We start from the raw sequence: 25,639 nt of genomic DNA on the forward strand, positions 1-25,639 counted from the left end.
CCGATTACCCGGCGCCGCACCTTCTGGACGGCGGGCCTGCACCGTCTCTGGCGGGCACCAGAAAATGCCAAGGGCGCAGGCGCACAGTGGAAGCATGAAATCACTACTCAGCGACGAAGTGGTGGCCGTACGTGGGGTCCTGACTGATACACATCCGGTCGATTTCCACACGCTCGGTGTCGCCGGAGCGATTGACCGAATTGCGCTTCCGCTGCGTGAACGCGGCACCGTGGTGCGCCTGGAGACTCCGCACCATGGGATGGAAGTGGACCGGAGGTCGGCAGTACTGCTGTACCGGGCGGCCCAGGAGCTCCTCAGCAACATCTACAAATTCGCAGATGCATCAGCGGTGACGGTCCGGCTGGGCTGCGTCAGCCACGCCGTGCAGCTGAAAGTGACCGACGACGGCGGCGGTTTCGATGTGCCGGCAGCCACCAGTGGAAGGCACTCCGGCATGGGGCTGCGCCTCATGCGCCTCGCCGTCGGCCTTGCCGGCGGTGAGATGACTATCGACTCGTCCGCCGCCACAGGAACGTGCGTGGTGATAACGCTGCCGCTGGATTAGCCTCGCCGCCATGGTGTCAGCCGCGGCACCCACCGCGGGACATTTTTACAGTAGACCTCATAGTCGACGCCGAATTTACGTGCCAGCGTCGGCTCCTCATACAACCTGACGAAGGCCACCACAGGAACGGCGCCCAGCGCCGCCAGGCCGAACAGCTTCGGCTGTCCCAGCAGGAGGCCCTGTCCGGTGACCACGGCCCCAATGGCCACGTACATGGGGTTCCGCACGAACCTGCAAAACCCGCCAACCACTAAGTGTTTCGGCGGGGCAAAAGGGGCCGGGGTTCCGATTCCCTCAAGGGCGAACCGCACAAAGGAATTGGTGATCACCGCTGCGCCGGCGCCGATCAGAAGGACGCCTGCGCACTGGGCCACCAGTCCGCCCGGCACAGGCTGCTGCACTTTCCAGCGCGTCACCACCCACGGCAGCAGACCCGCAACGGTTGCGGGGGCGGCGGCGGACACAGCCGTGCCGATGGCCGCAAGCTTCTTGTCACGCGCTGCATCTCCGGACGCTGTCATGGTGACCATTCTGAACCGCCCAACGGTCGGCGACAAGGTAACCCGGAGCTGGGTATTGAGGGCGGACCGGTCGTGCATCCACCGAACGAGTGGGACACTCGGTTCCATGCGCGAACTCGTCGTCCTCGGCACCGCATCCCAGGTCCCGACGCGGACCCGCAACCACAACGGATACCTGCTTCGTTGGGACGGTGAGGGCCTGCTCTTCGACCCGGGGGAAGGCACCCAGCGGCAGATGATCCACGCCGGCGTCGCGGCCTCGGAGATCACGCGTATCTGCGTCACCCATGTCCACGGTGACCACTGCTTTGGGCTGCCCGGCGTGCTTTCGCGGATGGCCCTCGACCGTGTGACGCATCCCGTCCGTCTGCACTATCCCGCCTCCGGGGAGGACATCATCTGGGCGCTAGTTGCCGTCGCCTCCCCCGGAATTGACCTGCGACTCTATCCGCACGGGGAGGCCGGCCCAATCGCGCCCGGCCTGGAAGTGCGGCCCCTGCACCACCGCATCGAGACATACGGCTATCGGCTCGTCGAGCCCGACGGCCGCACCCTCCTGCCGGACCGGCTGGCGGCCGCCGGGATCGCGGGGCCCGACGTCGGCCGCCTTCAGCACGAGGGAAGCCTGCGCGGCGTGCGCCTTGAGGACGTGAGCGTGCCGCGGCCCGGCCAGCGCTTCGCCTTCGTCATGGACACGGCGCCATGTCCCGGCGCCGAGGAACTCGCCGACGGCGTCGACCTGCTCGTGGCCGAGTCCACCTTCGGTGACGAGGACGCCCACCTCGCGGCGCAGTTCCGTCACCTGACGGCCGGACAGGCCGGCGCCATGGCGGCCGACGGCGGTGTGGGCACCCTCGTCCTCACCCACTTCTCGTCGCGCTATCCGGACGTGGGCCCTCTCGCCGAACAGGCCAGGGCCCGCGCCGGCGGGGCGGCCGTCGTGGCCGCGAACGACCTTGACCGGATCGCGTTCCCCAACCGGCGGCCAGGTTCCCAGCCTGGGGGCGAAGCCATTGGATAGTCGCCCCGTCCCTCAGTAGATGAAGATGTTGATCCAAGCCCGGTTGTGGGCGTGAATCAGGACCAGGAAAAGCACCAGGTCGAAGAGCAAGTGGACGCACACAATGTAGGACACGGATTTCGTCCGCGTGAAAAGGAGCGCCTGGACGAGGGCGAAGGGGAAGATGAACAACGGCGCCCACACGTGGAAACCCAGTTCCCACAGAAACGAGGTGAATAGCACGGCCTGCAGCACGTTGGCCTGTGCCGCGGGCAGATGCCGGCGCAGGAGCACAAAGACGGTGCAGACGAAAAACAGCTCGTCCCAGATCCCCAGCACATTGGTACCCAGAAAGAGCCGGATGATTCCTTCCGGGTCCGAGACCGCGGGCCAGTTGCGGTAGACGCCCGTATTGACCATGTACGCCGGAAGCAGCGCGTAGCCGATGACGACGACGGCCGGCAGGTACCATTTCTCCGCCCGCGTCCACGCCTGCCCGGTACGCACGGGGAACCTGACCGCACGGTCCTTGAAAACAAAGCGTGAAACCGAGTACGGAACTCCCACGGCCAGGATCATGGCCGAACCCATGACCAACATGTGCCCCGTGCTGATATCGGTTGTGATCGGGACAAGGCTGATCGCCACGAGCCCGGCCGCGATGAGGGCCAGATCCCGCAGGAGCCCCCAACTGCTGAACCCTGCCAGCAAGAGCGCCACGGCGAGAAGGCCAAAGCCGGCGATGTCCTGTTCCAGCACGAACAGGACAAAACCCGAGAACGACACCAGCGCCGAGGAAATCAGCTCCAGGGTATTTCCGTGCCGCATTTGAGGGCCGTCCTGCCAGTCCGTGACGCTGCCAGTATGAGTGCCGATCCGGCAACAGGCAAGGAGCCCGGGAGCCCTGACCATGGAGGATCCTGGCGACTAGAATTTTGTTATGTCCCGGCACGCCTTGCGTAGGACTCTGCTGCTGATAGCCCTGGTCGCCGCATTCACGGCGCTGCCGTCAGCCGCCCACGGCGCAGCCCAGGAAACCTCACCGTGCGCAAAGCTGACGGCCCGCGAGGTGAAGTTTTCTGCCGGTGACGCCAGCCGGGTTGTCTTCGTTACCGCCACGGACTTCACGCAGAACGCCGTACTGATCACAGGGTGTGTCAGGGGCACCGACGGGTACGCGCCGGAGTGGCAGGCGACGGGCTTTATCGGCGAGAACGGATTCGCCCCTGAGGGCATGCTGAGGGAACGTGAGTACCGGTCACCGACAGGCTCGTTCACGGCGACGGAGGCGCTCGGTCTTGCCGATCCGGGGACCAGGCTGACGTATCACGTGGTCAATCCGACGTCCCGCTGGGGTGGCCCGGGAAGCCCCACCTACAACGACTACCTGGAGGGCGGGTCGCCCGCGGACGAGAACCTCTGGTACTGGGCGAATCAGGGCACCTACGCCCAGGCCGCCGTCATCAACTACAACCGCCTCCCGGACTCTCCTCCCGTGCCCGGTGCCGACTACGCAATCTTCTTCGGCGCGGGAAACAGGGTTTCGGCAGGGTGTGTGTCGACCACACTGGAAACGTCCACGCAGGTCGTGAAAACGCTGGTGCCGGGAGACAGATTCATCATGGGCGTGGTCAGCGACGTCTTCCTTCCTGCCGCGCCCAGCGTTGCGGCACCTCCCACATCTTCAACAGCCACACCGGTTGTTCCCTCCCCCGCGGCGTCCGAGGCCAGGAGCGCCCCGACGTCAGAAACGAGCGGCGCAGACCTCCTCCCCTTGGGGATACTGCTGGTCGCCGCTGGCGGCACTGCCGTGTTCGTCTTCTTCGTGCTGAGACGGCAGGAGAAAGGCCGGCGGTCGTAGGGCGCCCTCAGACGTACTGTCCGAACCAGGCCAGTGTGTCGTTCCAGGCTGCCGTGGCCTGCGCCTCAACGTAGCGGTCTCCAGTGTCATTGTGGAACGCGTGGTCGACGCCGGGATAAACGGTGAGCTGGTGGCGGACATTGGCGGCGGCCAGGGCCGCCTCGAGGGCCGGCATGGCGCTGGTGATCCGCTGGTCGAGTTCGGCGTACACGCCCAGGACCGCCGCTTTGATGGCCGGGACCTTGGACAGGTCGGGAGAGGGTCCGTAAAACGCCGATGTGGCCTTCAGCCCGGGCAGTTCCGTCGCCGCCTGCCAGGTGATGCCGCCGCCAAAGCAGTAGCCGTTCATCGCGATCCGCCCGGAGTCAACAAAGTCCTGGGACTTCAAGTAGTCGAAAGCAGCGGCGAAATCGGAAACGTGGCGGTCCGCTCCGGCCTTGGTCAGCGCCCCGGGGACGGCATCCCGGTCCAGGGCCTCCGTGCCGCCCTCCCTGCTCAGCAGGTCCAGCGCGAGGGCCGAATATCCTCTCTCGGCGAAGCGGCGTGCCACGTCCTTGATGTGCAGGGTCAGCCCGCGGTTCTCGTGGCAGACCAGCACGGCGGGGCCCTTGGTACTCCCCTCCGACCGGGCCAGGTAGGCGCTGATGTCGGCGCCGCCGGCGGGGAACTTTACCGTGGAAGTCACCAGCCCTGATGCGCCCTCGGGAATGGAAAGCGGGCTCTTGGCCCCCGGTACGGCGCCGCCGGTGGCCGCGGCGGTTGCGGCGGGCGAGGACGGATTGGCGGTCGGCATGGGTTCGGTGCCGCGCGGAACTTCATCCGGCGTGCAGCCGACCAGCAGCATCGCGGTCGCGGCTGCCGCCATGCTGCCGGTGATGAACGCGACGCGCCGCGTGAACGTGCGCTGGGTCATGGCGCCGGCGCGGTAATCGTCGAAGAATTCCTCGATCAGGTACTTCTCAAACTTGCCAAGCTGGGTCACGATGCCTCCTGGAGTTTGCCGCATATCCTCCTCCGAAGTCCGGCGAGCGGCAAGAGGCGCCGTGCGATCGCAGACCCTGATTCAAACCAGGGTCTGTGTTGCCGCGCCCTGTGCTTCCTGGTAATTCTCCTCGTACCTTTCTTCGCGCAGTTCGTCGTACGGCAGCCCTCCCGGGAGTGAGCCTTTGTCCAGCCCGAGCAGGATGAGGTGGCGCAACGGCGGCCGCCCGTCTGCAGCGGCAGCCGCCGCGGCCGGTGCCGGCTGCGTGATCCGGGCACTCGCCATCTCGTCAATCCCGGACGCGCCGGCCGCCCCAAGGAGGGCAATGGCCATGACCGCGAGGCCCGGCACCAGGAACTTGTTCCACATTTGCATCGATCTCCTCCCAACCTTCATCGACCAATCGTGGTCCACCCGCATTGGTACAGGGTCGGAGACTTCCAAGGATTGGCTGTGAAAGCCCGGCGGTGCCGGCTACATCTGGCTGAACGCGGCGACGGCGGGATCGGCGCCGACGCGGGCGCCGGACTCCAGGGCCGTGATTTCGGCGACTTCGGCCGGCGTGAGCGAGACGGCCACGGCGCCCAGGTTTTCCCGCATGCGTGCGGAGTCGGCCGACTTCGGGATGACGATGGTGTCCTGGGCGAGATGCCACGCGAGCACAATCTGGGCCGGTGTCGCACCGTACCTGGCGGCGAGGGATGCCACGGTGGCCGCACCCAGGTCGGCGCCCTGGCCCAGCGGGCTGTACGCCTCCACGGCAATGCCCACGGCCCGGCTCTTGGCGGCCAGCAGTTTGCTCGGGTTGGTCTGCTTGGAACATACCTGCACGGGTCAGAACGGGTTCAGCAGCCGGTCCACGAACTGCCGGGTGCGTTCCTCCCGCGGGTCGCGCAGCACGGTGTCAGGGTGGCCGCGTTCGACGACGACGCCTCCGTCCATGAAGATGACCTCGTCGGCAACCTGCCGGGCGAATGCAAGCTCATGGGTGACCACCACCATGGTCCAGTCTTCGTCCGCCAGCTCCTTGATGACCGTCAGGACGTCACCCACCAACTCCGGGTCCAGTGCCGACGTCGGCTCGTCAAAAAGCAACAGCTGAGGGCGCAGGGCAAGTGCACGTACGATGCCGACACGCTGCTGTTGCCCACCCGAGAGCTCGAAGGGATAGCTGTTCTCCTTGTCGGCCAGGCCGACGCGGGCCAGCAGCTCCCTGGCCTCTTTCATAGCCTCCGCCTTGGGCCGCTTCTGCACCTGGACCGGGCCCTCGATGACGTTCTCCAGGGCGGTCTTGTGCGGAAAGAGATTGTAATGCTGAAATACCATGGCGCTGCGGTCCCTCAGTGCGGCCAGCTGCTTCTTCGACACCGGTGCGGAGAAGTCGGCGGTGAGTTCGCCTGCGAACGCCACCACGCCGGCGTCGGGCACTTCCAGCCCGTTGAGGCACCGCAGGACCGTCGTCTTGCCTGACCCCGACGGCCCGATCAGGGTGACGACCTCGCCCCGACGGACGTCCATGTCGATGGATTTCAGCACTTCATGCCGGCCAAACGCCTTGCGCAATCCCCGTACGGTGAGTATCGCGGCGGCGTCCGGGAGCGTGGAGTCAGTGAGCGACATAGCGGTCCAATCTCTTCTCCAGGACGGATTGTCCGCCGGCGAGGACCAGGCAGATTATCCAGTAAATGACGGCTGCCTCCAGATACAGCAGCATGAACTCCTGGCTGAAGGCGGCCACCTGCTGCGCCTGGCGGAACAGTTCGGTCACGAGGATCAGGGAAGCCAGCGACGTGTCCTTGACCAGGCTGATGAAGGTGTTGGACAGGGGCGGGACCGAGACGCGCGCGGCCTGCGGCAGGATGATCCGGACCAGTGACTGCCGGCGCGACATGCCGATGGTGTGTCCCGCCTCCCACTGCCCCTTGGGCACAGACAAGATGGCCGCCCGAATGACCTCTGCCGCGTAACCGCCCACGTTCAGCGAGAACGCGATGATCGCACTGGGCCAGGGGCTGATGGTCAGTCCGATGGAAGGCAGTCCATAGAAAATGACGAACAGTTGGACCAGGAGAGGTGTGCCGCGGATGACTGATATATACGTGCGGGCGACCGCGGCGAAGACGGGATTACGGCTCAGCCGCATGAGGGCTATCAGCAGGGCCAGCAGCAGGCCAATTCCAAAGGACGCCAGCGCCAAGGGAACTGTGCCCGTGACCGCGCCAATCAGGATGGGTCCCAGCGACCCCCACACCAGATCCCAGTTGATGGTCATCTAAGGCAGCCTTCTCCGACGGCCCGCATTCCCGCTACTTCGTGACGTCCGCGTCGAAGTACTTCTGGGAAATTTTGGTCAGGGTGCCGTCGGTCTGCAACTCGCTGAGGGCCTTGTTGACGGCCTCCGCCAGGCTGGTTGATCCCTTGCGGAAGGCGAAGGCGCTCAGGGACTTGTCCGTGGTTTCGGCGGCAATCTTGATGCTGCTGTCATGTTCGGCCTTCTGGTGGTCCAGGTACGTCAGTTTGTCGTTGACGGTGGCGTCGACGCGCCCCTGCTTGAGCAGCGTGATCGCCTGCGCCCATCCCTCCACGGCCTCGACATTGGCGCCGCTTTGTTGCGCCAGCTTGTACCAGTTGCTGGTCAGCGACTGCGCAGTGGTCTTGCCCTTGAGGCTGTCGAAGGAGCTGACGCTGTTGTTGTCTGCCTTGGTGACAATCACGCCTGTGCTCACGGTGTAGGGCGCCGAGAATTGGTACTTCGCTTTGCGTTCGTCCGTGATCGAAACCTGGTTGGCGACGACGTCGAACCTCTTGGCGTCCAGACCGGCAAAGATGGCGTCGAACTGGGTTTCCTGGAAGGCCGGCTTGACGCCCAGCTTGTCAGCGACGGCCGTGATGATCTCCACGTCATATCCGGTCAGTTCACCGCTGCCGTTGGCGTGGAATGTAAAAGGTTTGTAGGTGCCCTCCGTGCCGATCTTGAGCGTGCCTGCGCTCGTGACGTCACTCAAAGACGTGTCCGCGCCGGCCGCCGGAGCCGAGGTGGACGGAGCGGTTGACCCCGACCCGCAGCCGGCCAGGGCCAGTGCTGCAGCTGCAATAAGACCGATAGCGGAAAGTCGTGTGCGCTTCATGATGGTCCTTCGTCGTGGAGCCGGAAGGGGCTCGCCCGCTGCGCCGCATGGCGGCAGTCCACTAGCGACGATAGCAAGATCTCCCCTCGGCGAATACTGCACGGTGCCTGCCCTTGTCCGTGGCTGGCATTCACCGGGTCCTGGCAGGCACTTCTTCGTAGGTAATGTAACCGGTCCGGTCCGGCAGGAACCGGTGCCTGCGGCGCCTCACCGGGCGGTAGGTGTGGCCGAGGGGGTCCTTTACCCGGATGTCGTCCAGCTGGGCCTCGGCGGCCAGACGCTGATCAACGTCCCGCAGGCTTGACCGGCGGACGGTGATGCCGCCGATGTCAAAGGTCCACGGTCCGGGGGCCGGGCTGTAGCCCTGACTGAGTTCGAGGGTTTCGAACAGGCCGGACACCAACGCGTTGAGTGTAGCGGGGTACAGGCGCCTCAGCCGGTGGTCTTCCGGATGGATCTCCCACGCGTCCGTCAACGCCCGGAGCAGCCAGTGAAACTCGACCGGACCGTGGTCCTCCCCAAGAATCAGGTGACGGTTCCGGTCCAGGGCGAGATCATAGGACTTGCCGCTGCGGTCGAGGATGCACGCCGCTTCCGCCACGTACTCGAAGGCCGCAACGAGGACTTGTTCGGACGGATAGTACGAAAACGCGCCGCTGTCGTCGACGGCGACGAAATCCCGGGGAGCGTTGACAGGTGCCGGGCCGCCGGGCTGGTCCGGTTGCGATCGAGACGTGGCATCCATGACGGTTCCTGCTTCACTTCCGCGGGCGGCTCAGCCGACGTGGACCCAGGGCCGTTTGGTGACATCGGGTTCGGCTTCGCGCAGCACTTCGCGGGTGACGGGTGCGATCTCGCCTTCGCCCAGGAACAGGAAACGCAGCAGGTTGGTGACTGGGTTTCCCTCGGTCCAGCGGAAGTAGATGTGCGGCATCAGCCCGGTCACGTCCCGGATGTGCAGCAGTACCGAGGCGATCGTGTTCGGCACCACGGGTCCGTGCACCTCCAGGATCTGGTAGCCGTGCCGGTGGATGCCGTGGACCTCCAGTGCCGTTTCAAAATCGGAGGAATCGTCCACGATGACTTCCAGGAACAGCGTCCGGTAATCCAGGGGCAGGTGGCCCACCTCGATGGCGGACGTCAGCTTGTCCCGGTAGGCCTGGGGACTCAGGCGCAGGGGTTCGTGAGCGATGATGGCGATGGGTCCGTCCAGGTTGGAGGACATGAATTCCAGCGCCTGCCGGTCGAGGTGGACGTGGGTGGCGTGCAGCTCGAAGGAACGCAGGATCCGGGAGAGCAGTGAGATCACAATGATGCCCACAATGAAGAATGAGGCGATCCGGATGCCTTCGGGCCGTTCAAAGATGTTGGCCACGGTGGTGTAGATGAACACCACGGCTATCACCCCGAATCCGACCGTCCGCTTGGGTTGTTGCTGGCGGCGCGCCGAGAGGGTTACGGCCACTGCAGCCGAAGTCATGAGCACCAGGACGCCGGTGGCGTACGCGCCGCCCTGGGCATCGACGTCGGCGTTGAACAGGTAGGTGATCAGGAACCCGACGGCGGTGAACACGAGCACCAGAGGGCGCACTGCTCTGGCCCATTCAGGGGCCATGCCGTAACGGGGCAGGTACCGCGGGACGAGGTTCAGCAGTCCGGCCATCGCGGAGGCACCGGCGAACCAGAGAATGGCGATGGTGCTGATGTCATAGGCGGTGCCGAAACCGGGCCCAAGGTATTCGTGGGCCAGGAACGCCAGGGCGCGGCCGTTGGCTTGTCCGCCGGGCTGGAATTCCTGCTCCGGGATGAGCACCACGGTGGTGAAGCTGGTGGTTATCAGGAAGGCACTCATGATGACGGCCGCCGTCGTCAGCAGCCTGCGGGCCCCGTGGATCCGGCCGGCCGGATTCTCCTCGGTGTCGCTGGGCCATCCCTTGATCTGCGGCATCACGGCCACGCCGGTCTCGAAGCCGGACAGGCCCAGGGCCAGCTTGGGGAAGACGAGCAGCGCGATGCCGACCACCATGAACGGATTCCCGTGCGAGGTGGACAGTGCGTGCCACCAGTCCCCCACGGCAAGCGGGTGGGCGAACACTTCAACGATGGTCGCGACGACCACCACCACATTCAACCCCAGGTAGATGCCGACCAGGACCACCGCTACCCCGATGGCCTCCTTGAATCCGCGGAGGAAAACGGCGGCAAGCATGGCGAGCAGGAACAGCGTAATCAGGACGTTCTGACCTTGCAGCCAGGCCGGGGCAAAGGGGTTCTGGATCGCGTGTGCCGTGGCGTCTGCGGCTGACAAGGTCATGGTGATCATAAAGTCCGTGGCGGCGAACCCCAGCAGGACCAGTACAAAGAGCTTGCCGCTCCAGCGCGGCAGGAGACGCTCAAGCATGGCGATGGACCCCTCGCCACGGTTGCTTTCGCCGGCAACCCTGCGGTAGACCGGCAGGGCGCCCAAAAGCGTGACGGCAACCAGCACCATGGTGGCCAGAGGGGAGATCACCCCCGCAGCGAGGGCCGCGATGGCCGGCTGGTACCCCAGAGTGGAGAAATAGTCGACGCCGGTCAGGCACATCACTTGCCACCACGAATGCCTCTTCAGATGGGCGTCGCCCACGGCACCGGGGCCTTGATGAATCCCCTTGGCGTCCTGCAGGCCGAACAGGAGCCAGCTCCTGAACTTGTCCGCCGTCCCGGGGCGTGGTGCCGAGGGATCGGCCGGCGGCCTGCTGAGCGTGGTCATGAGTGCCTTTCACGCGCGGTGTCCGCCACCGCGATCACTACCCAAGGTAACAACGGCCAGCCGCTTTGCTCCCGCCCCCGCATCAATCCTTACGGATCCTTAACGGCGCCACCGTGGCCGCGTCCAGCCGCGACAGCGCGGCGCGGCGACTGTGCTGTACGTAGGGTCTGCATGTTTCAGCGCTCCTGTGCCTGTGAGGGGGCGGGCAGCAGGCCGAGTTCCGCGGACCACGGTGGACTTGCACCCTGCCGGGAGCAGGTGATGGCCGCGGCACGGTTGGCGTAGGCGGCGAGAGCGTACAGCTGGTCCAGTGTCAGGGTCTGTAATCGTTGCCTGCCCGTGGCCCCGAGGCCACCAAGTTGGGCCAGCCCGGAGATGAGCCCGGCCATGTACGAATCGCCCGCCCCCACGGTATCTGCAACCGTGATGGGTTCGGCTGCCATCTCCACCCGGCCCCTGGCGGAGAGGATGATCGGGCCGGCGTCTCCCCGTGTCAAGGCAACCATCGCCGGCCCGAGACCGAGCCAGGCTTCCAGGGTTTCGTCCGGTGTCCGGTTCGGGTAGAGCCAGTGCAGATCTTCGTCGCTGGCTTTGACGATGTCGCTGGCAGCCACGAAGAGTTCAACCTGCCTGCGTGCGGCGACCGAATCCGGGCTGATCGCCGGCCGGCAGTTAGGGTCGTAGCTGACGGTCGCGTGCCCATGGGCTGCCTTCACGAGGGCAAGAGTGACCTGATCGCCCGGCCCGAGCACGGTGGCGATTGATCCCGTGTGCACGTGCGTGGACCCTTCGACGGCGGCCAGGGCAGGAAGTGAGGCCCCATTGATATCCCACCTGATGGCGAAGGTGTACTCAGCAGCGCCGTCGGCATTCAGCGTAGCGACGGCAGTTGACGTCGGCGCGGTCCCGCCGTTGATCACGTCGACGCCGTTCGACTGCAGATGGTCTTCGATCATGAGGCCGTACGGATCTGCGGCGTAGTGGGTCACGAGGGTGGTCCGGAGGTCCAGGCGCGCGGCCCCGACAGCCAGGTTAAGGGGGCTCCCGCCGGGGTGGGCCTGGGTTGCCGCCGCCCGCTGGCCATCAATGATGATATCGACTAGGGATTCGCCGATCACGGTCAGGACGGTGTTCCCGACAGCCCGGCTGGATGCGGATGTGGTGTCATGTGATGGCATGGCTGCTTCCTTGCAGTATGTCTTCGTGCCCGGCTGCCCGGTGTCCGTGACGTGCATCAGCGGCCGGGGTAAACAACGGTTTTCAGCTGTCCGGCCCGCTTGCCAGCCTTGAGCGCCTCCTCGGCGTCAGCAAGCGCAAATTTGCCGGTGACTAGGACGTCCAGATCCACCTTGCCGTCAGCGATCAGCTGGATGGCCAAAGGCCACGTGTTGGTATAGCGGAAGACGCCGGAGAGCCAGATTTCGCGGTTTTGGATGAAGGAGACCGGGAGTTCGACGTCGTCGGCCCCGAGGCCGACCAGAATGACCCGGCCCGCTGGCCCCACGGCCCTAATCCCCGCGCGGACGGCCTGTGGGGCGCCGGAGGCGTCGATGAAGGCGTCGACATCCAGCCCGTCCACGGAATCCGTCCTGGCGTTGAGGGCGTGGGTTGCGCCATGTTCCAGGGCGAAGGCCAGGCGGTCTTCGGCGATGTCCGTGATGTAGATTTCGGTTGCCCCAAAGGCCCGGGCGGCCTGGGCGGCGATGATGCCGATCGGGCCTGCGCCGGCAATCAGCACCCGGCTGCCAGGCTTGATGTCGGCGCGTTCACAGGCCCAGAGCCCGACCGAGAGCGGCTCGATGAGGGCCGCGGCCTCGTCGCTGACGCCGTCCGGGATGTCGTAGGCAAAGTCACTCTGGATGGTCACGTATTCGGCGAAGGCGCCGTCGACCGGCGGGGTGGCGTAGAACTCGATGTCGGGGCAAAGGTTGTAGCGTCCTGCCTTGCACTGCTTGCACTTGCGGCAGGGCCGCTGGGGTTCGACGGCGACCCGGTTGCCGATGCGGGACGGGTCAACGGAGCTTCCGACGGCGGCGATCCTCCCGGAGAGTTCGTGGCCCAGGATCAGCGGGTGGTCCACCATGTACTCGCCGATCCGGCCGTGCTCGTAGTAGTGAACGTCGCTGCCGCAGACTCCGACGGCGGCGACCTGTACGAGAACCTGGTCGGTCTCAAGCTGCGGGACAGGCAGGGTTTCCATGGCCATCTCCCCCTGGCGTTGGAGGACGGAGGCACGCATTGTCGTGGGGGGCGCGGAGAAGGCCGCGGTGGTCTGAGCGGTTGGTGTTGTCATCGGAGTGCTCCTCTGGGAAATGGTTGCTTGGTTGGTGACGGGTTACTTCACGGCGCCGAGGGAGAGACCCTGAACGAGTTTGTCCTGTGCGGCGAACCCGGCGAACAGCACGGGCAGGGAGATGACTACGGCAGCAGCGCAGACCTTCGCGAGGAACAGGCCCTGACTGCTCACGAAGCCGGTCAGGAATACCGGCGCGGTGCCGGCCATGACGCCGGTGAGGACCCGGGCCAGGAGCAGTTCGTTCCAGCTGAAGATGAAGCAGATCAGGGCGGTGGCGGCGATGCCGGGCATCGCCACGGGTGCGATGATCGCGCGGAGGGTCAGGAGCAGACCTGCTCCGTCGATCTCGGCAGCTTCGAGCATTTCCACCGGCACTTCGGCAAGGAACGAGCGCATCATCCAGACGGCGATGGGCAGGTTCATCGAGGTGTACATCAGGATCAGGAACCAGATGTTGTCCAGAGCGCCCACCGTCTTGGCGAAGAGGAAGAGGGGCAGGATCGCGGCGACCACAGGCATCATCTTCGTGGAGAGGAAGAAGAACATGACGTCGGTCCACTTCCGGACCGGCCGGATCGACAGCGCATAGGCGGCCGGGATGGCCAGCAGGAGGACCAGTACGGTGGAGAAGATCGAGGCTGTGGCGGAGTTGATCAGCGGTGGCCACGGGCTGACCCCGGAGCTTGCCCCGAAGAACTCCTTGTAAGCGTCCAGGGTGAGGCCGGCGGAGAGGGACGGCGGGTTCGTGGCGGCGTCCGTTTCCGAGTGGAGCGACGTGAGGATCATCCACAGGACCGGCGTTGCGAAAAGCAGGGCAAGGAGCCAGGCCGCGATTCCGGCTGCGGTGTTGTTACGGGTGGGGTCCATGCGGGACTTGCCGCGCCGCCGTGAACCGGTGTTGACGGCGGCCGGTCGGGCTGCGGACTTGCGGTGTGCGGCAGCGGTGAGGGTGCTCATCGTGCTGCCTCCTTCTTGAAGAGCGAGAATACGGTGCGGAGGGCGAACGTGGCCACGATGATCGTGCCGATGACCACCACGACGCCGGCGGCGGACGCCAGGCCGTATTCGTTGGCGAAGTAGAACGTCTGGTAGATGGCATACGGCAGGTTGGCCGTGCCGAGGCCTCCTGAGGTGAGAGTGAAGACTGCGTCGAAGTTCTGCACGATGTAGATAGCGCCGAGCAGGCCGCCGAGTTCCAGGTACTGGCGCAGGTGCGGCAGGGTGAGGTGGCGGAAGATTTGCCATGGGCTGGCCCCGTCCATCTGGGCGGCTTCGACAGTGTCCATCGGCCGTGACTGCAGACCGGCGAGCAGGATGAGCATCATGAACGGTGTCCACTGCCAGACGAGCGAGACGACGACGGCCATCAGCGGTGCCTGGGACAGGAGGTCCGGCTGGGGCGGGGCGTCGCTGCCGAAGAGTGACCAGACCCAAGTCAGGGTGCCGTTGATCAGGCCGTAGGTGGGGTTGAGGAGGGCGTGCTTCCAGATGAGGGCCGCGGCAACGGGGACCACGAGGAACGGTGCGATCAGAAGCGTCCGGGCCAGTCCGCGGCCGAGGAACTTCTTGTCCAGGAGCAGGGCCAGTCCGAGGCCGATCACCAAGCTGGCCAGGACCACGGAGACGGTGAGGATGATGGTGGTGAAGATCGCCTGGCGAAGGTCGGCGTTGGTGAGGACTTGGATGTAGTTGTCGAAGCCAGCGAATCCGGTCTGGTCCGGGCGCAGGCTGTTCCAGTTCAGGAACGAAATAATCAGTGTCACCACGAACGGGAGCTGGGTGACGATGATGAGGAAAATCAGCGCCGGCAGCAGCGGCGCACGCCGCACCCAGGCGAAAGCACGTTCACGGGCCTTGGCATTCTTGGAAGACTTTGGTGCGCTCAGCCCGGTACGGGCGGTGCGCGCTGTTGCTGTAGTCATGATGGTCTCCTTCGGTCCGGTGGCCCGCCCGGAAGCGGGCCACCGGACCGATTGGTGGGTTGTTACTTCTTGTACTTGTCGCCGATTTTTTGTGCGGCTACCTGCCCTTTGGCCAGCGCATCGGGTACTGAGCCCTGTCCGGCGATAGCGGAACTCACTCCTTGCGAGACAGTGGTGCCCAGATCGGCGAACTCGGGGATTCCAACGAACTGAATACCGATCACCGGGCGCTCCTGGACGCCGGGGTTCTTCGGATCAGCGTTTTCAATGGCCGAGCGTTCGGCCTTGAAGAACGGCGCGGCTTTCTGGAACTCGGCGTTCTCATAAGTGGAGATGCGTTTGCCGGACGGAACCTTGGCCCAGCCGAGCTTGGACGCCACCAGTTCTTCGTACTTCTTCGAACTGGCCCAGGCGATGAACTTCCCCGCAGCGTCCTGCTTCTTGGAGGCAGCCTGAACGCCCCAGGACCAAGTCCATAGCCAACCGGCGGATTTGGTTTCCTTCACCGGAGCCTGGGCGTAGCCGATTTTCCCCTTCACCGGGGAAGCGTCGGCTTCCAACGCACCCGCTGCGGAGGTGGCGTCGTACCACATGGCGACCTTGCTCTGGCTCATGTTGTTGAGGCATTCGGTGAACCCGGCCTGGGCGGCGCCCGCTTCACCGTGCTCGCGTACCAGCTTGGTGTAGAACTCGGTCGCTGCGGTGAATTCGGGCGCGTTGACCTTGGCGTTCCAGTCCTTGTCGAACCAGGTCCCGCCGAAGGTGTTGACCACGGTAGTAAGCGGGGCGAAAACCTGACCCCAACCCGGCTGTCCGCGCAGGCAGATGCCCTTCATGCCCGGAGCTGCACCGTCGGCCTTGCCGGCAAGGTCGGCGACCTCGTCCCAGGTGGGCTGCTCCGGCATGGTCAGTCCCTTGGCGTCGAGAATGTCCTTGCGGTACATCAGGAAGGACGATTCGCCGTAAAACGGTTCGCCGTAGAGCTTGCCGTCCTTGCCCGTCAGCGACGCCGTGTAGGCCGGCAGGATGTCCGACTGCTTGAATTCGGCATCCTTGGCCACATTGTCCAGCGGTGCCAGCCAGCCGTTCGCGGAATAGAAGGGGATCTCGTAATTAGATAGCGATGCAATGTCGTACTGGCCAGCCTGGCTCGAGAACTCCTGGCTGATCTTGGCGCGGACATCGTTTTCCGGCAGGACCGTGTAGTTGACCTTGATGCCGGTGTCCTTGGTGAAGTTATCCGCCGTCAGCCTCTGCAGGTCTTCCATTTGCGGGTTGTTCACCATCAGGACGTTGATGCTGTTCGGGTCTCCTGCGGAATTGCCTCCGCCGGCACCTGAACAGGCCGAGGCGCTGAGGGCCACGCACAGGGCACCTGCGGCCAACGAGGCGACGCGTATTTTTGCGCGCATTAAGGACTCCTTTGTTCTTCATGGGGGGTGCAAAGCTGCCCTGCACCGGCTGCGGTGCCGAGGCGGGGCTGAAAGCGTGACGTGGGCTGGATGCCGGGGTGCCTCGCTGATGTGTTCCTCAAGATTAGGCCTGTGGGGTGGGGCACAACTAGCACGCTGCTTGCGTAGTTTTGATACTAATTTGCCGTGCGCACGGGATTGCAGGCGCTAACCTAAGGGAAAGCGCCAGGAGCGCTGTCCCGATTTCATAACCTCCGACGATGTGGAGAATCGCATGAGCACAGCGGACCTGAGCGAAGGCGCCGCGGCCAGGCTAGCCGAACGGCTTGTCGGCATGCGGGCCAACCGAGAAGTCATCCCTGCCGACCCCAACCATTCGGTGCGGTGGAACGAGCATGACTATCCCAGCCCACTGGCCCGGTGGAACTACCATCCGGAATACGAGATCCATCTGATCCGGAAGGGCACCGGCAAATTCATTGTGGGAGACCACATCGGCACGTTCGAGGCCGGACACGTTTCGTTGGTGGGCTCGGGGCTTCCGCACGACTGGGTCAGCGACCTTGAACCCGGTGAAGTGCTGGAGCGGCGTGATGCCGTGGTTCAGTTCGACGGGAAATGGGTTCAGCAAGCAGCTTCCATGGTTCCGGAAATGGCTGAAATCGAACCCCTATTGGCACAGTCCGCGCGCGGCATCGAGTTTCTCGGGAGGTCAGCCGAGTTGGCCGCCGCGGCCATCGAGGCGATGGGCTCATCCACCGGACTGGAACGGCTGCACCACATGTTTCAACTCTTTGCCGTTCTTGCGCACGCACCGGAGGACGAACGGCGTTACCTGGCGGAAGAATGGTTCAGGCCTCAGCTGGATGGCCAGGCAGCCGCCGTGGTGGACATTGTCCTGGAATACGTGTTCAGCAACCATGCCGGCACCGTCAAGATGTCCGAGGCAGCAGCACTTGTCGGGATGTCAGAGCCGACGTTTTCGAAGTACTTTAAGCGCGCAACCGGCCAGAACTTCAGCGATTTGGTCCGCAAACTGCGACTCGCACATGCCAGACGGCTGCTGGAGCGCAGCGACAAAGCCATCTCCGACATCTGCTATGAAGTGGGTTTTTCCAACCTGTCGAATTTCAATCGGCATTTCCTCAGCGACGCCGGCGAAACGCCGCGGCACTACCGGCAACGGGTAAAGGGCTGATCGGCGCGTGACTTTGGACGCTCCCCGAATTCCACGAGCTGACGAAGGCCAGGCCCGCAGCCAATCCCGCACTCAGCACAACTGCCCCCAGCCACATCGACACAGGCCATGCAATCCCTGACGTCACGGCGATGCCGACCAGCTGGCCCGTCCAGATAAGCGCCGCCAGTAGTGCGGTGACCGCCGCCAGCCGGCGCCCCAGCCACGGCCGCGCCCAGCGGGCGAGCAGCAGGTCCGCCACGACCGCGGCTATCGTGGCCCCTGCGGCCCCGGCAGCCGCCGCAGGGCGGAGCCCCGACATGGCCAGGGGCAGCCACGCAACCACAACGACCAGGATGGTGGCGATGCCGTGAGGCGGCCGTCGGGCTCCGGAGAGGGTGTATAGGAAGGGTGCGATGATCAGCGCTGTGGTCACGAGGTAGCTGGCCATTCCGAGTGCCGCGGGCATCTCCGCCTGGGTGCGGCCGGGGCTCCCGATCGGCGTCGGTATATATGGGACTGCCGGCGGGGTCCGGACGAACGCCGAGCAGTAGATGAGGAAGAAGGCGCCCAGCCCGGCCATCAGGACCACAGCGAGTACCGCCGGGGGTGTCCATTCGAAGGCGTCTGATCGGCCGGCGGCCCGTGCACTGCGGATGCCGGTTCCGAGGATGAGGAAGAGACTGAACCCCAGCAGCAGATGGGTAGGGCTCACCAAGGCGTCGAGCGAGGTTTCGATGCCCAGTATCTCGTGCCATGCCAGATCCAGAACGCCCGCGAGGGCGAAGAGGACGAGTCCAATGACCGTGCCCTTGTAGCCGGCTGGTATCGCCCGGGCCAGCGGCTGCCCGGGCTCACGGTTCGTCCAGATCACGCTGGCCGTCCACGCGGCTGAGGCCACGAGACCGGAATAAAGGGCGGCATGCCAGGGGGTGAAGAAGGTTTCCAGCCCGAGAAGGTGCAGGTGTGCCCAGCCGTCCAGGAAGACGGCCAGGAGGAGCCAGATACCCAGCAGTTCTGTCACCAGATCGCGTCCTGCGCCGGCCCTGCGAGTCCGTGCCGCCGTGTCAACCATGCTCGTTCTCCTCGCACTCCAGATGCCGCCGTCGGCGCTGCCGTACAGCCGGTACCGGCCGGGCGCCGACTAGTTAAAGCTTGGACCTCTGGGTGTTCAACCGCCAGTGCAACGCCTCGGAACCATCCACCCTGCCGTCTGGCCCATGGGGGTCTTCCGGCGTATTCTGAACACACGTTTCGAGCGTGATAGCTGGACAGAAAATGGCGTCGAAGAACCGAATAGGATCTCGTCTGGTCGCGGCCTTTTGGAGGGTCATCGGATTCTTTACGGTGAGCGCGATCTGCGGCGTTCTGGCCGCCAGCCTAGTGGTCCCCGGTGTGGCTGCTGCCGGCGTCGCCGTCCGTAATTCGATCATATTCTTCAACAGCCTCCCCTCTGAGCTGACGGTTGGTACGCCGTCACAGTCAACCAAGGTGCTGAGCGCGGACGGGAAGCCGATCGCCACCTTTTACGCGGAGAACCGCGTGAAAGTCGGGTTGGACCAGATGTCCCCGTTCATCAAGGACGCGATAGTCGCCATCGAGGACAGCCGCTTCTACGAGCACGGCGGTGTGGACCCGCAGGGGATTCTCCGGGCGCTGACGTCGAACCTGACCAGCGGCGGCCGGCAGGGCGCATCCACGCTGACCCAGCAATACGTCACCAATGTGCTCAACGAGTCGCTGCTGTCGGCGGACAGGGGCGATCAGGTCATCCTCAGCGGGCAGAAGAGTATCGGCGACAAAGTGCGCGAGATGAAGCTCGCCATCGAACTGGAGAAGAAGTACACCAAGGAGCAGATCCTCGAGGGCTACCTCAACATCGTGTTTTTCAACCGGGACGCCTACGGCATTGAGGCCGCGGCGCGCCACTTCTTCAGCACAACCGCCAAGGACCTCACCCTGCCGCAGGCTGCCCTGCTTGCCGGCTTGGTGAACAGCCCCAGCTTCTACGATCCCGCCGTCCACCCGGAAAACTCCATCCAGCGACGCAACCAGGTCCTGGACAATATGCTCAGCCAGGGCAAGATTCCGCAAGCTGAACATGACGCCGCCGTCGCCACCGGAGTGGACCTCAAGATCACCCAGGGGCAACAGGGTTGCGCCGCTGCGGAAATAGCACCGTATTTCTGCGACTATGTCTCGCACCTCTTCCTCAACAACCCGGCGTACGGCGTCGACCTGGCCGACCGCGAGAAGAAGCTGTACCGCGGCGGCCTGACCATCACCACCACGCTGGACAGTCGACTGCAGGTGGCCGCGCAGGCGCAGGTCGACGCCACGGCCGGGGCCAACCCGGACAAATGGGGTGCGTCGCTGGTGTCCATCGGGCCGGGAACGGGCAAGATTCTCGCGATGGCGCAAAACACCGTGTATCTCACCGAACCCGGGAAATTCGATACCCAGTTGAACTTCAACGTCGATTCCAAGGACGCCAACGGCAATGACCTGAACGGCGCCGGCGGGTTCCAGCCCGGGTCCACCATGAAACCGTTCACGTTCGCGGAATGGCTCAATGAGGGCAAGTCCCTGACCACTGAAGTGGACGCCTCCCGGCGGTCGTATCCCCTCGATTTTCCATGGAAATCCAGCTGCGGCAAGGTGCTCGGTGCCTACGACTCGGCGCAAAAGAATCTCGGCGCCGCGGACGACCTCCAGAACAACGATGAGGGATACTACCGCCCCATGCCCGTCAACTACGGGCTCTACAACTCCATCAACACCGCAACCTTCGCTGAGGCCGCCCAACTGGATTTCTGCGGCATCCAGAAAATGGTGGACGCCGTGGGGCTCCACAGCGGCGTGGATAACGCCCCGGTGAACATGCACCAGCTGGGCAACCTGCTGGGTGCCATCGGCGTCGCGCCGCTCCACCTGGCCAACGCGTTTGCCACGTTCGCCAACGACGGCAGATACTGCGCGCCGATCGCCATTGTGGACGTGACCGATGCGGCGGGGCGAAAGCTTCCGGCCGAGACCAGCAACTGCCACACCGCCGTCAAGCCCGAGGTTGCCCGCGGCGTGAACTCCGTGCTCCAGGACGTGCTGAAACGGGGGTCCGGCGTCTACATCGACCCCAAGGTCCAGAGTAAGTTCCCGGTGGCGGCTAAGACCGGCACCTCCAACAACAACGGCGCGACCTGGGTGGTCGGCTACACCTCCGGACTCGCGACCGCTTCCTTCTTCGGGGACACCCTGGAAGGTCAGACACGGCCCGGCCAGAATGTCACCATCAACGGCAAGTTCTACAAGGGGATTGACGGTTACATGCTCGCGGGCCCGCAGTGGGCGAACTACATGCAGCAGGTCGCCGAACTCTACCCGGCCGCAGCGTTCCCGCCGCCGCCCGAGTCCATGACCAAGCCCTGATCCATCCGATGGTGACCGGGGGCGACGGCGGCAAGATTTCAGCAGTTGGGCGAGTCGTACTCGTAGGCCCCCGAATCGGCAGCGGCCGTTCCGGTGCAGTCCCCGTTCTGGGGCACTGCCCGTCCGTCAAGGTCCAGAGTGGAAAAGCTGGTTCCGGCGCGGTCGATTGCCGGGCTGCTGCCGGTTAAGTGGAGATCGGTGGGCGCGTTCACGAAAGCTGCCGGCGCGGTGGTGGACGTGCTGTTCGGCACGAAGTTGATCGGACCGTTGAGAACATTCTGCTTTTCGGTCCAGCCGGAGCCGTTGATCCACAGGGAGTTCTTGACGCCTGCCAGGATGTTGGCCCGGATCACCGTCGATGAAGGGCAGCTCGCATGGCAGACAATGGCCTGGGACTGCGGACCGTTCAGATACACGGTGTTGAACTCAAAAATGGTGCCGTTCGTGGGTCCGAATGAGGTCCCTGTCCCGCGGGCGATCAAGCCCTTGGCCTGGGTGCAGTTGGCACCACAGGTTGAACGGACCAGGTTGTAGCGGTACGTGTTGCCGTCCGCAGTTCCCGAGGACTTTCCGATCTCGGAGAAGTTGTTGTTGTCCAGGGCCACATTGTGATGAATGTTGTTCCGGTTGCCGTTGTAGATTTCGAACGAGCCGCCGTCGCGGTTGTAATCATAGGAAAACGCGTTGGATCCGCTGACCGTATTACCGGAAAGCTCATTGTCGTTGCCGTTGATCAGCACGCCGGAAGCACCAGAGTCGTCATTGCAGTTCACTGCCTGAGGCGTTCCGCAATTCGTGCCTTGCGTTAAGACATTCATGATGTTGTTGTTGGTCAGTACATTGCCGGTGTATTTCCCGAAGTCAGACCCGGAACCTGCCTTGATGCCCACAGCATTGTTGGAGGCGCTGGAGTTCCGGACCGTATTGCGGTCCCCTGTGATGCTGATGCCTGCATAGCCGCAGGAAACACCGCGTAGTCCGTCAACAATGGTGTAGTTGCCGTTAATCCTGATGCAGTTTCCCGACTTACCGCCGGTGATCGTCGGAGCGTTGCCGCTGCCGTAGCCATTCAAGGTGATCGGAGCGGCGTCTGTCCCGCTCTGGTTGGCCACAAGGCCTCCGGTCCAAGTATCGCCCCTGCGGAAACTGACGGTGTCGCCGGGTGTAAGGACGATGGAATTAACCTTTGACAAAGACTTCCACGGCGCCGAGCTTGAGGTTCCCGAATTGCTGTCGCTCCCCGCGGCACTGACGTAGTACGTGGTACCCGCAGCCGAGGCCGGAGCCGAGATTCCTGCAACCAACCCGCTGACCAAGAGGAACGTCATGAGTACGGCTGCGGTGGGCGACTTGATCAACATGTTATTCCTTGAGGTTGATGGTGAACGGAGGAGCCCCGCGACGTTGAGCTGTGCCTGCCTCCACTTCTGCGTAGCCGTTCGACGCACTCCACAGTTGGCGCACCGGCCGACAGGACCGCCCTGTCAAGGAGAAGGGCGATCAGTTTCCGTTTCTCCATCGCCAATGCTCCTTGAGTTGGAAGACCTGCGTTCAGTCCCGGCTTGTCGGCTGAATCTAGTGCGGGCCGGTTTCCATGTCCAGACCCAGGTCAAAGCTGCCGCGTCATTTTGGTTTCGCCCCTGCCGCCGTGGCGCCCGCGTCAATCCCATCCCAAGGAGGGGCGGAGGTCGCGAGAAATCGACTCGAGAAGCCGGACGTTGAAGTCCACGCCAAGCTGATTCGGGACGGTTACCAGCAATGTGTCCGCCGCGGCCACGGCCGCGTCCCGGGCGAGCTCCTCAACGAGCCGGTCGGGTTCACCGACGTAGCTACGCCCGAACCGGGCCAGCCCGCCGTCGATATAGCCCACCTGGTCCCGGGCGTCGGCCTGGGCGCGCAGTCCGAAGTAGCGACGGGAGTCGTCATCGATCAGCGGAACGATGCTTCGCGACACGGACACCCGGGGAGTGTGCCGGTGGCCGGCCGCTGCCCAGGCCTCCCGGTACCCGGCGATCTGTTCGGCCTGCAGCCGGTCGAAGGGGACCCCGGTGTCCTCTGTCAGCAGGGTCGAAGACATGAGGTTCATGCCCTGCTGTCCCGCCCAGCGGGCGCTGGCCCGATTTCCGGCACCCCACCAGATTCGCTCGGGGAGCGTTGGTGACAGGGGCTGAATCGGGACCAGTCCGGTGCGCCCGCCCATCTGCGGATTGGCGCCGGCTATGCCTGCGCCGGAGATGGCGGACCGGAAGCGCGCAGTGTGCCGGCGGGCCATGTCGGCGTCGGACTCGCCCTCGGCCGGGAGGTGCCCGAACGCCTCGTAGCCAGCCACCACTGACTCGGGGGAACCGCGGCTGACCCCCAACTGCAGACGGCCTCCGCTGATGAGGTCGACGGCGGCGGCCTCCTCAGCCATGTAGAGCGGGTTCTCATAGCGCATGTCAATAACGCCGGTGCCAATCTCGATACGAGAGGTGCGGGCGGCAATCGCCGCGAGCAGTGGGAACGGCGAGGTCTGCTGCTCGGCGAAGTGATGAACGCGGAAGTAAGCTCCGTCGACGCCGACTTCCTCCGCGGCCACGGCCAGCTCAATCGCCTGCAGGAGGGAGTCCTGGGCGGAGCGCACGAGCGAACCGGGGACGTTGCGCCAGTGGCCGAAGGAGAGAAAACCGATCCGTTTCATAAGAACTCACACTTTCTCATAAGAACTCACACTTTTTCGTACGACACCATTGCCGCGCCGTCGTAAGCATCCACGTCGCTGCCGTCGCAGTTCGGCGGGGTTCAAGTCCGGACTCTATGCCATCGGGCTCGGAGCCTCTATTCTCTTGCCATGAGAGATGGGGGCAGTTTTTGGCGAGGGGAAGCGCGTTACCGCGTGCGAGTGGCTCATGACTACCAATAGCGCCCCTCCCCATGACAACTACGACGCATTCCTGGCGAGGCTGGACGCCGCCACGACAAGCCTGAGCACGCGGGCGGGGTCGCTGGATAAGGCGCTGGCGGCCGTCTCGTTGCTCTTAGGACCATACGAATCCGCCGTCCGGAAATGGGAACAACGGCGTCTCCACGTCAGCGAGCAGCTCGCCGGGCACTCCGGGTCGCCGCAGACGTACACCGCCCTCAGCGAACTCCACGACGTGGCACTAAAGATGGAATCGATGCTCCGCGGCCGTGCCCAGCGCGTCACGGAAAAGTTGTCGGTCATGCAGGGACGCCGGGAGGCAATCGACAAGTCACTGCTGGAGCTTGAGCTGAGCCGAGTCAAACTGAATTCGTCCCGGATGCTGTCACAGGACCGCGAAAAGCTGAGCGGCATCTTTTCTGAACTCGCCGGCTCCACCGTTGCCACCGGAGCCATTCCCGACATGGGTCTGCTGAGCGATCTCAAGGAAGCACGCGAGGCCATCATCTTGGCTGAAGCGCTCATGGAAGTGAAGGGGTACTAATCATGGAAATTTCAAGGCGCGATCAGCCCCGTAAGGACACCGTCGCTCTTGTTCGTTGGTCAAAGAAACCAGGCGAAAACCCCGTTATCAAGTTCATCATGTCCAGTCTCTTTGGATTGATCCTGTGCCTGATCCTGATGATCATCCTGCCCAGCCTCAGAAGTTTCGGCGCCGTGGTTTTGTTCACTTTCTTCTTCGCCGCGCTTCTCACGGCGCCCACGGTCTCGGCCCAGAGAAGATTCAGGCGGGGGCTGACCAAGAGGATAAATGACACCATCGCCGAGGTAACGAGTCGCCCTGGCGACCAATTGTCGGTCAAGCAATTTCGGCACATGGCCAAGAGCGGCGAGAAGCTTCCGCTCCTTGTCAGCGGGGTGCCCGGGTTGAACCTGCATGTGGCTCGGGCTTCAACACTGGAGAAAAATGCACCCGAGAAATGGATTGCGGTCTTTACCGTCGTCCCTCCAGAGAACGGGACCGCCAGCTTCGACCGCTTGGTCGCCGCGGCAATTAATGCAGGCCCCGGTACCACCAACACAAACGTAGCCTAACCTCCGGCCGGCGGAGCACTAGACAAGCAGAACGGCCCCGCACACGTCAGTCTGCCGGTGCGGGGTTCAAGCCCTTGGCATACGCGGCCTGCCCCACGTGCTGGAGACAATCAGCAATGGTGCTGATAAGCCGCACCCCGAGCGTGACGGGCGGGTCCCAACGGGTGTCGACGATGCGGTCGAAGTCCTCATCGCCGAGGGTTATCAGGAACGCCACGGTCTGCCGGTGAACGGCGTCGTAGTATTCGAGCAAGAGCTCCGGCGGTGCCTTCACGGCGTCGACCTGGCCGGTCGAATGGCCGTAGCCGGTGTCGCGTATGGGCAGCGGCAGGTCGAAGCGGCCGACAAACCCCTGCGAGGTCCAGACCTGTTCCAGGCCGGCGGCGGAGGCCAGTTGCGCGTCCTCCACCCGGCTGAGGTGCCAGATCAGCCACGCAATCGAGTTTCCGTTACCGGAGGGCCTACGGACCAGAGCCTCGCCGTCGGTTCCTTCAAGAGTGGTGCCCACGGTGTCTCGGATCCGGCCGAAGGCGTCCAGCAGCAGTTCGTTGGATTTCATCGGGTCCCCTCACGGTGCTTTGTCGGTGAGTCCCCATGCTT

At 64.3% G+C, this 25,639-nt stretch carries 25 protein-coding genes and 1 pseudogene; 7 read left to right on the forward strand and 19 right to left on the reverse strand.

What is annotated here, in order from left to right; translation table 11 throughout:
- Positions 1 to 94: 94 nt before the first annotated feature.
- Positions 95 to 565, forward strand: coding sequence for a sensor histidine kinase (locus tag ACQCSU_RS02965; RefSeq protein WP_426978183.1), 471 nt, complete (start codon positions 95 to 97; stop codon positions 563 to 565).
- Here the strand turns inward: ACQCSU_RS02965 and ACQCSU_RS02970 are convergent.
- Positions 562 to 1,086, reverse strand: a complete 525-nt coding sequence (locus tag ACQCSU_RS02970) for a methyltransferase family protein (RefSeq protein ID WP_426978185.1) — start codon at positions 1,084 to 1,086, stop codon at positions 562 to 564. The genes ACQCSU_RS02965 and ACQCSU_RS02970 overlap by 4 nt on opposite strands.
- A gap of 106 nt (positions 1,087 to 1,192) precedes the next feature.
- On the opposite strand from ACQCSU_RS02970, the gene ACQCSU_RS02975 reads away from it, so the two are divergent.
- Positions 1,193 to 2,107 (forward strand): ribonuclease Z, encoded by a 915-nt coding sequence (locus ACQCSU_RS02975; RefSeq protein WP_426978186.1) that lies wholly within the window; start codon positions 1,193 to 1,195, stop codon positions 2,105 to 2,107.
- Between the two features lie 12 nt (positions 2,108 to 2,119).
- On the opposite strand, the gene ACQCSU_RS02980 is transcribed toward ACQCSU_RS02975, so the two are convergent.
- Positions 2,120 to 2,914, reverse strand: a complete 795-nt coding sequence (locus ACQCSU_RS02980; protein WP_426978188.1) for a CPBP family glutamic-type intramembrane protease — start codon at positions 2,912 to 2,914, stop codon at positions 2,120 to 2,122.
- A 112-nt stretch (positions 2,915 to 3,026) separates the two neighbouring features.
- On the opposite strand from ACQCSU_RS02980, the gene ACQCSU_RS02985 reads away from it, so the two are divergent.
- Positions 3,027 to 3,947 (forward strand): hypothetical protein, encoded by a 921-nt coding sequence (locus ACQCSU_RS02985; protein WP_426978190.1) that lies wholly within the window; start codon positions 3,027 to 3,029, stop codon positions 3,945 to 3,947.
- 7 nt (positions 3,948 to 3,954) lie between these two features.
- Here the strand turns inward: ACQCSU_RS02985 and ACQCSU_RS02990 are convergent, their stop codons facing one another.
- The 13 genes and pseudogenes from ACQCSU_RS02990 to ACQCSU_RS03050 all read right to left on the reverse strand — a co-directional run bounded on the left by ACQCSU_RS02990 (position 3,955) and on the right by ACQCSU_RS03050 (position 16,439).
- Complete coding sequence (locus ACQCSU_RS02990) at positions 3,955 to 4,929, reverse strand: dienelactone hydrolase family protein (protein ID WP_426978192.1); 975 nt, start codon at positions 4,927 to 4,929, stop codon at positions 3,955 to 3,957.
- A gap of 81 nt (positions 4,930 to 5,010) precedes the next feature.
- Complete coding sequence (locus ACQCSU_RS02995) at positions 5,011 to 5,298, reverse strand: hypothetical protein (RefSeq protein ID WP_426978194.1); 288 nt, start codon at positions 5,296 to 5,298, stop codon at positions 5,011 to 5,013.
- A 105-nt stretch (positions 5,299 to 5,403) separates the two neighbouring features.
- Positions 5,404 to 5,721: pseudogene (locus ACQCSU_RS03000) on the reverse strand (aldo/keto reductase); the annotation flags it as partial.
- A gap of 42 nt (positions 5,722 to 5,763) precedes the next feature.
- A complete protein-coding gene (locus ACQCSU_RS03005; RefSeq protein ID WP_426978196.1) occupies positions 5,764 to 6,549 on the reverse strand; it encodes an amino acid ABC transporter ATP-binding protein in 786 nt (261 codons plus the stop codon).
- Positions 6,536 to 7,195, reverse strand: coding sequence for an amino acid ABC transporter permease (locus ACQCSU_RS03010; protein WP_426979696.1), 660 nt, complete (start codon positions 7,193 to 7,195; stop codon positions 6,536 to 6,538). Before ACQCSU_RS03010 ends, ACQCSU_RS03005 begins: the two co-directional genes overlap by 14 nt.
- Before the next feature lie 40 nt (positions 7,196 to 7,235).
- Complete coding sequence (locus ACQCSU_RS03015) at positions 7,236 to 8,057, reverse strand: amino acid ABC transporter substrate-binding protein (protein WP_426978198.1); 822 nt, start codon at positions 8,055 to 8,057, stop codon at positions 7,236 to 7,238.
- 130 nt (positions 8,058 to 8,187) lie between these two features.
- Entirely contained in the window at positions 8,188 to 8,802 is a 615-nt protein-coding gene (locus ACQCSU_RS03020) for a hypothetical protein (RefSeq protein WP_426978200.1), read from the reverse strand.
- 30 nt (positions 8,803 to 8,832) lie between these two features.
- Positions 8,833 to 10,809 (reverse strand): amino acid transporter, encoded by a 1,977-nt coding sequence (locus ACQCSU_RS03025; RefSeq protein WP_426978202.1) that lies wholly within the window; start codon positions 10,807 to 10,809, stop codon positions 8,833 to 8,835.
- Positions 10,810 to 10,985: 176 nt separating this feature from the next.
- Positions 10,986 to 11,987, reverse strand: coding sequence for a carbohydrate kinase family protein (locus ACQCSU_RS03030; RefSeq protein ID WP_426978204.1), 1,002 nt, complete (start codon positions 11,985 to 11,987; stop codon positions 10,986 to 10,988).
- Between the two features lie 56 nt (positions 11,988 to 12,043).
- Complete coding sequence (locus ACQCSU_RS03035) at positions 12,044 to 13,102, reverse strand: NAD(P)-dependent alcohol dehydrogenase (protein WP_426978205.1); 1,059 nt, start codon at positions 13,100 to 13,102, stop codon at positions 12,044 to 12,046.
- Positions 13,103 to 13,144: 42 nt separating this feature from the next.
- The gene (locus tag ACQCSU_RS03040; protein ID WP_426978207.1) at positions 13,145 to 14,062 is read right to left on the reverse strand and encodes a carbohydrate ABC transporter permease; all 918 of its coding nucleotides are present in this window, start codon (positions 14,060 to 14,062) and stop codon (positions 13,145 to 13,147) included.
- Entirely contained in the window at positions 14,059 to 15,027 is a 969-nt protein-coding gene (locus ACQCSU_RS03045; protein WP_426978209.1) for a carbohydrate ABC transporter permease, read from the reverse strand. Before ACQCSU_RS03045 ends, ACQCSU_RS03040 begins: the two co-directional genes overlap by 4 nt.
- Positions 15,028 to 15,089: 62 nt before the next feature.
- Complete coding sequence (locus ACQCSU_RS03050) at positions 15,090 to 16,439, reverse strand: ABC transporter substrate-binding protein (RefSeq protein ID WP_426978210.1); 1,350 nt, start codon at positions 16,437 to 16,439, stop codon at positions 15,090 to 15,092.
- 274 nt (positions 16,440 to 16,713) lie between these two features.
- Between ACQCSU_RS03050 and ACQCSU_RS03055 the strand changes: the two genes are divergently transcribed.
- The gene (locus ACQCSU_RS03055) at positions 16,714 to 17,637 is read left to right on the forward strand and encodes an AraC family transcriptional regulator (protein WP_426978212.1); all 924 of its coding nucleotides are present in this window, start codon (positions 16,714 to 16,716) and stop codon (positions 17,635 to 17,637) included.
- Here the strand turns inward: ACQCSU_RS03055 and ACQCSU_RS03060 are convergent.
- A complete protein-coding gene (locus tag ACQCSU_RS03060) occupies positions 17,585 to 18,691 on the reverse strand; it encodes a hypothetical protein (protein WP_426978213.1) in 1,107 nt (368 codons plus the stop codon). The genes ACQCSU_RS03055 and ACQCSU_RS03060 overlap by 53 nt on opposite strands.
- A gap of 203 nt (positions 18,692 to 18,894) precedes the next feature.
- On the opposite strand from ACQCSU_RS03060, the gene ACQCSU_RS03065 reads away from it, so the two are divergent.
- The gene (locus tag ACQCSU_RS03065; protein ID WP_426978214.1) at positions 18,895 to 21,042 is read left to right on the forward strand and encodes a transglycosylase domain-containing protein; all 2,148 of its coding nucleotides are present in this window, start codon (positions 18,895 to 18,897) and stop codon (positions 21,040 to 21,042) included.
- Positions 21,043 to 21,080: 38 nt separating this feature from the next.
- Here the strand turns inward: ACQCSU_RS03065 and ACQCSU_RS03070 are convergent, their stop codons facing one another.
- Together ACQCSU_RS03070 and ACQCSU_RS03075 are read right to left on the reverse strand one after the other, a co-directional pair.
- Entirely contained in the window at positions 21,081 to 22,403 is a 1,323-nt protein-coding gene (locus ACQCSU_RS03070) for a hypothetical protein (protein ID WP_426978216.1), read from the reverse strand.
- 299 nt (positions 22,404 to 22,702) lie between these two features.
- The gene (locus ACQCSU_RS03075) at positions 22,703 to 23,722 is read right to left on the reverse strand and encodes an LLM class flavin-dependent oxidoreductase (protein ID WP_426978217.1); all 1,020 of its coding nucleotides are present in this window, start codon (positions 23,720 to 23,722) and stop codon (positions 22,703 to 22,705) included.
- A gap of 208 nt (positions 23,723 to 23,930) precedes the next feature.
- On the opposite strand from ACQCSU_RS03075, the gene ACQCSU_RS03080 reads away from it, so the two are divergent.
- Complete coding sequence (locus ACQCSU_RS03080) at positions 23,931 to 24,488, forward strand: hypothetical protein (RefSeq protein ID WP_426978218.1); 558 nt, start codon at positions 23,931 to 23,933, stop codon at positions 24,486 to 24,488.
- A 2-nt stretch (positions 24,489 to 24,490) separates the two neighbouring features.
- Positions 24,491 to 25,039 (forward strand): hypothetical protein, encoded by a 549-nt coding sequence (locus tag ACQCSU_RS03085; RefSeq protein WP_426978219.1) that lies wholly within the window; start codon positions 24,491 to 24,493, stop codon positions 25,037 to 25,039.
- A 46-nt stretch (positions 25,040 to 25,085) separates the two neighbouring features.
- Here ACQCSU_RS03085 and ACQCSU_RS03090 read toward each other — a convergent pair whose 3' ends face one another.
- Complete coding sequence (locus tag ACQCSU_RS03090) at positions 25,086 to 25,598, reverse strand: mycothiol transferase (RefSeq protein ID WP_426978220.1); 513 nt, start codon at positions 25,596 to 25,598, stop codon at positions 25,086 to 25,088.
- Positions 25,599 to 25,639 lie beyond the last annotated feature (41 nt).

Source organism: Pseudarthrobacter sp. O4 (assembly GCF_050157025.1).
Classification (GTDB): domain Bacteria; phylum Actinomycetota; class Actinomycetes; order Actinomycetales; family Micrococcaceae; genus Arthrobacter.

What these genes read in the sequence shown, in the direction of transcription:
- ACQCSU_RS02965 (WP_426978183.1), top strand. Translation starts at nt 95, where the DNA reads ATGAAATCACTACTCAGCGACGAAGTGGTGGCCGTACGTGGGGTCCTG.
- ACQCSU_RS02970 (WP_426978185.1), bottom strand. Translation starts at nt 1,086, where the DNA reads ATGACAGCGTCCGGAGATGCAGCGCGTGACAAGAAGCTTGCGGCCATC.
- ACQCSU_RS02975 (WP_426978186.1), top strand. Translation starts at nt 1,193, where the DNA reads ATGCGCGAACTCGTCGTCCTCGGCACCGCATCCCAGGTCCCGACGCGG.
- ACQCSU_RS02980 (WP_426978188.1), bottom strand. Translation starts at nt 2,914, where the DNA reads ATGCGGCACGGAAATACCCTGGAGCTGATTTCCTCGGCGCTGGTGTCG.
- ACQCSU_RS02985 (WP_426978190.1), top strand. Translation starts at nt 3,027, where the DNA reads ATGTCCCGGCACGCCTTGCGTAGGACTCTGCTGCTGATAGCCCTGGTC.
- ACQCSU_RS02995 (WP_426978194.1), bottom strand. Translation starts at nt 5,298, where the DNA reads ATGTGGAACAAGTTCCTGGTGCCGGGCCTCGCGGTCATGGCCATTGCC.
- ACQCSU_RS03005 (WP_426978196.1), bottom strand. Translation starts at nt 6,549, where the DNA reads ATGTCGCTCACTGACTCCACGCTCCCGGACGCCGCCGCGATACTCACC.
- ACQCSU_RS03015 (WP_426978198.1), bottom strand. Translation starts at nt 8,057, where the DNA reads ATGAAGCGCACACGACTTTCCGCTATCGGTCTTATTGCAGCTGCAGCA.
- ACQCSU_RS03020 (WP_426978200.1), bottom strand. Translation starts at nt 8,802, where the DNA reads ATGGATGCCACGTCTCGATCGCAACCGGACCAGCCCGGCGGCCCGGCA.
- ACQCSU_RS03025 (WP_426978202.1), bottom strand. Translation starts at nt 10,809, where the DNA reads ATGACCACGCTCAGCAGGCCGCCGGCCGATCCCTCGGCACCACGCCCC.
- ACQCSU_RS03030 (WP_426978204.1), bottom strand. Translation starts at nt 11,987, where the DNA reads ATGCCATCACATGACACCACATCCGCATCCAGCCGGGCTGTCGGGAAC.
- ACQCSU_RS03035 (WP_426978205.1), bottom strand. Translation starts at nt 13,102, where the DNA reads ATGACAACACCAACCGCTCAGACCACCGCGGCCTTCTCCGCGCCCCCC.
- ACQCSU_RS03040 (WP_426978207.1), bottom strand. Translation starts at nt 14,062, where the DNA reads ATGAGCACCCTCACCGCTGCCGCACACCGCAAGTCCGCAGCCCGACCG.
- ACQCSU_RS03045 (WP_426978209.1), bottom strand. Translation starts at nt 15,027, where the DNA reads ATGACTACAGCAACAGCGCGCACCGCCCGTACCGGGCTGAGCGCACCA.
- ACQCSU_RS03050 (WP_426978210.1), bottom strand. Translation starts at nt 16,439, where the DNA reads ATGCGCGCAAAAATACGCGTCGCCTCGTTGGCCGCAGGTGCCCTGTGC.
- ACQCSU_RS03055 (WP_426978212.1), top strand. Translation starts at nt 16,714, where the DNA reads ATGAGCACAGCGGACCTGAGCGAAGGCGCCGCGGCCAGGCTAGCCGAA.
- ACQCSU_RS03060 (WP_426978213.1), bottom strand. Translation starts at nt 18,691, where the DNA reads ATGGTTGACACGGCGGCACGGACTCGCAGGGCCGGCGCAGGACGCGAT.
- ACQCSU_RS03065 (WP_426978214.1), top strand. Translation starts at nt 18,895, where the DNA reads ATGGCGTCGAAGAACCGAATAGGATCTCGTCTGGTCGCGGCCTTTTGG.
- ACQCSU_RS03070 (WP_426978216.1), bottom strand. Translation starts at nt 22,403, where the DNA reads ATGTTGATCAAGTCGCCCACCGCAGCCGTACTCATGACGTTCCTCTTG.
- ACQCSU_RS03075 (WP_426978217.1), bottom strand. Translation starts at nt 23,722, where the DNA reads ATGAAACGGATCGGTTTTCTCTCCTTCGGCCACTGGCGCAACGTCCCC.
- ACQCSU_RS03080 (WP_426978218.1), top strand. Translation starts at nt 23,931, where the DNA reads ATGACTACCAATAGCGCCCCTCCCCATGACAACTACGACGCATTCCTG.
- ACQCSU_RS03085 (WP_426978219.1), top strand. Translation starts at nt 24,491, where the DNA reads ATGGAAATTTCAAGGCGCGATCAGCCCCGTAAGGACACCGTCGCTCTT.
- ACQCSU_RS03090 (WP_426978220.1), bottom strand. Translation starts at nt 25,598, where the DNA reads ATGAAATCCAACGAACTGCTGCTGGACGCCTTCGGCCGGATCCGAGAC.